This window comes from Citrobacter sp. wls717, from assembly GCF_005280955.1.
Lineage (GTDB): Bacteria > Pseudomonadota > Gammaproteobacteria > Enterobacterales > Enterobacteriaceae > Citrobacter > Citrobacter werkmanii.
The window spans coordinates 1-3,526 of record NZ_SZWW01000043.1 but is presented as its reverse complement, the minus strand read 5'-3'; the positions used below and the strand labels follow the sequence as shown (position 1 = coordinate 3,526).

At 53.9% G+C, this 3,526-nt stretch carries 2 protein-coding genes; one reads left to right on the top strand and one right to left on the bottom strand.

Annotation, left to right across the window (positions count from 1 at the left end):
• Window positions 1–82: 82 nt before the first annotated feature.
• The gene (gene lpcA, locus FDX09_RS19480; RefSeq protein WP_016149592.1) at window positions 83–664 is read right to left on the bottom strand and encodes a D-sedoheptulose 7-phosphate isomerase; all 582 of its coding nucleotides are present in this window, start codon (window positions 662–664) and stop codon (window positions 83–85) included.
• Between the two features lie 239 nt (window positions 665–903).
• On the opposite strand from lpcA, the gene fadE reads away from it, so the two are divergent.
• A complete protein-coding gene (fadE, locus tag FDX09_RS19475) occupies window positions 904–3,348 on the top strand; it encodes an acyl-CoA dehydrogenase FadE (RefSeq protein WP_038637538.1) in 2,445 nt (814 codons plus the stop codon).
• Window positions 3,349–3,526: the final 178 nt, after the last annotated feature.

Genomic DNA, 3,526 nt, shown 5'->3' with positions numbered 1-3,526 from the left:
CTGATGGCGCTGCGCTTATCAGGCCTACGTGGAGCTCATGTAGGCCGGATAAGGCTTCAGCCGCCATCCGGCAATCGCCTTCTTATGATTTAACCATCTCTTTTTCGATCAGTTGAATCAGGATATGGATCACTTTGATATGAATTTCCTGAATACGATCAGCGTAGCCAAAGTGCGGCACACGAATTTCGATATCCGCGCTGCCCGCCATCTTGCCGCCATCTTTACCGGTCAGGGTGATGACTTTCATCCCCTTCTCACGCGCTGCGGCAATCGCTTTAATCACGTTACCAGAGTTACCCGAAGTAGAGATGCCTAACAGGACATCGCCCTCGCGTCCCACGGCTTCAACGTAACGGGAGAACACATAATCGTAACCGAAATCGTTGCTGACGCAGGAGATGTGGCTAACGTCAGAGATAGCGATAGCCGGATAACCTGGGCGGTTTTCACGATAGCGCCCGGTCAGCTCTTCGGCGAAGTGCATCGCATCGCAATGGGAACCGCCGTTACCGCAAGAAAGTACCTTACCACCGGCTTTAAAGCTGTCTGCCAACAGGACCGCCGCGCGCTGAATGGCGTGAATATTGGCGTCATCTTTAAGAAAATTAGCCAGCGTTTCCGCCGCTTCGCTCAGTTCGTTACGAATAAGATCCTGGTACATGAGGATATCCTTCAGCATGAATGTAAATGACAGGATGCAGTGTACCGGATAGCGCTACCAGCGAGAAGTACAAGCCACAGGAATGGCCGCGGCTTTTGATTTTTTGTGCCGGTTAAAACACCAACAATGTGAGCTTTGTTGTAATTATTTTGTAAACACATTGCTAAAAGAATTTACATCTACTACAACCATATCATCACAAGTGGTCAGACCTCCTACAAGCAAGGGAGCTTTTCGTTATGATGATTTTGAGTATTATCGCTACGGTTGTTCTGCTCGGCGTATTGTTCTATCACCGCGTGAGCTTATTCCTCAGCAGCTTAATTTTGCTCGCCTGGACGGCTGCGCTTGGCGTGGCTGGTCTGTGGTCAGTCTGGCTGCTGGTTCCTCTGGCCATTATTCTCGTACCGTTTAACTTGACGCCGATGCGCAAATCCATGATCTCTGCGCCGGTGTTCCGCGGTTTCCGTAAAGTCATGCCGCCCATGTCGCGTACAGAAAAAGAGGCGATTGATGCCGGTACAACCTGGTGGGAAGGCGACCTGTTCCAGGGGAAACCAGACTGGAAAAAACTGCATAACTATCCTCAGCCGCACCTGACAGCTGAAGAACAAGCGTTTATTGATGGTCCGGTGGAAGAAGCATGCCGCATGGCGAATGACTTCCAGATCACCCACGAACTCGCGGATCTGCCGCCGGAACTGTGGGCGTATCTGAAAGAACACCGCTTCTTTGCGATGATCATTAAGAAAGAGTACGGCGGGCTGGAATTCTCCGCGTATGCTCAGGCTCGCGTATTGCAGAAACTCTCCGGCGTCTCCGGGATCCTCGCGATCACCGTCGGCGTACCTAACTCATTAGGCCCAGGCGAACTGCTGCAGCATTACGGCACCGAAGAGCAAAAGAATCATTACCTGCCGCGTCTGGCACGCGGTCAGGAGATCCCATGTTTCGCTCTGACCAGCCCGGAAGCAGGCTCCGACGCAGGCGCGATCCCTGATACCGGCGTGGTTTGTATGGGCGACTGGCAGGGCCAGCAGGTGCTGGGGATGCGCCTGACCTGGAACAAACGTTATATCACGCTGGCGCCTATCGCTACCGTACTGGGTCTGGCATTTAAACTCTCCGACCCGGAAAAACTGCTGGGTGGGGAAGAAGATCTTGGTATTACCTGTGCGCTGATCCCAACCTCAACGCCGGGCGTACAGATTGGCCGTCGCCACTTCCCGCTTAACGTGCCATTCCAGAACGGTCCGACGCTGGGCAAAGATGTCTTCGTGCCGATTGATTACATTATCGGTGGCCCAAAAATGGCCGGTCAGGGCTGGCGTATGCTGGTGGAATGTTTGTCTGTGGGGCGCGGTATTACCCTGCCGTCTAACTCCACGGGCGGCGTGAAATCGGTCGCAATGGCAACCGGCGCATATGCGCATATTCGTCGCCAGTTCAAAATCTCTATCGGCAAGATGGAAGGTATTGAAGAGCCGTTGGCGCGTATTGCCGGTAACGCCTACGTGATGGATGCTGCGGCGTCGCTGATTACCTACGGCATTATGCTGGGTGAAAAACCGGCGGTACTGTCGGCTATCGTGAAGTATCACTGTACTCACCGTGGACAGCAATCAATCATCGATGCCATGGATATTACTGGCGGTAAAGGCATCATGCTTGGCGAAAGCAACTTCCTCGCCCGTGCTTATCAGGGGGCGCCTATCGCCATTACCGTTGAAGGCGCTAACATTCTGACCCGTAGCATGATGATCTTCGGTCAGGGTGCGATTCGCTGCCATCCGTATGTGCTGGAAGAGATGGCTGCAGCGCAGAATAACGATGTGAATGCGTTCGATAAGTTGCTGTTCAAACATATCGGTCACGTTGGCAGCAATAAAGTACGCAGTTTCTGGCTGGGCCTGACGCGTGGCTTAACCAGCAGCACGCCAACCGCCGATGCGACCAAACGTTACTATCAGCACCTGAACCGTCTGAGCGCCAACCTGGCACTGCTTTCGGATGTGTCCATGGCCGTTCTGGGCGGTAGCCTGAAGCGTCGTGAGCGTATCTCGGCGCGACTGGGGGATGTGTTAAGTCAGCTGTACCTGGCCTCCGCGGTGCTGAAGCGTTATGACGATGAAGGCCGTAATGAAGCCGACCTGCCGTTGGTTCACTGGGGCGTCCAGGATGCGTTGTACAAAGCCGAACAGGCGATGGACGATCTGCTGAAAAACTTCCCGAACCGTTTGGTTGCCGGGTTGCTGAGTGTGGTTATCTTCCCGACCGGTCGCCACTATCATGCACCGTCCGACAAGCTGGATCATAAGGTCGCGAAGATTTTGCAGGTTCCGAGCGCCACCCGTTCTCGCCTTGGTCGCGGTCAATACCTGACGCCAAGCGAGCATAACCCGGTCGGTTTGCTGGAAGAGGCTCTGCTGGACGTGATTGCAGCCGACCCTATCCACCAGCGGATCTGCAAAGAGTTGGGTAAAAATCTGCCGTTTACCCGCCTGGACGAACTGGCGCATAACGCGCTGGCCAAAGGGTTGATTGATAAAGACGAAGCCGCGATTCTGGTGAAAGCCGAAGCGAGCCGTCTGCGCAGCATTAACGTGGATGACTTCGAACCCGAGGAGCTGGCGACGCAGCCGGTAAAGCTGCCAGAGAAAGTGCGTAAAGTCGAAGCGGCATAACCTTCCGCACGGCATTAAGCACCGCTAAATGGGTAATGCCAGTCAGTTAAGCATATAGGGTGAACATTCCACCTATGAACAGGATTACGTTCACCTTATGCTCATAACTTCTCTGAAACCGCATTACACATGAACGTGCAAGGGAGGCTCCCGCCGCCTCCCTTGCATCCCAGGCTCC

What these genes read in the sequence shown, in the direction of transcription:
- lpcA (WP_016149592.1), bottom strand. Translation starts at nt 664, where the DNA reads ATGTACCAGGATCTTATTCGTAACGAACTGAGCGAAGCGGCGGAAACG.
- fadE (WP_038637538.1), top strand. Translation starts at nt 904, where the DNA reads ATGATGATTTTGAGTATTATCGCTACGGTTGTTCTGCTCGGCGTATTG.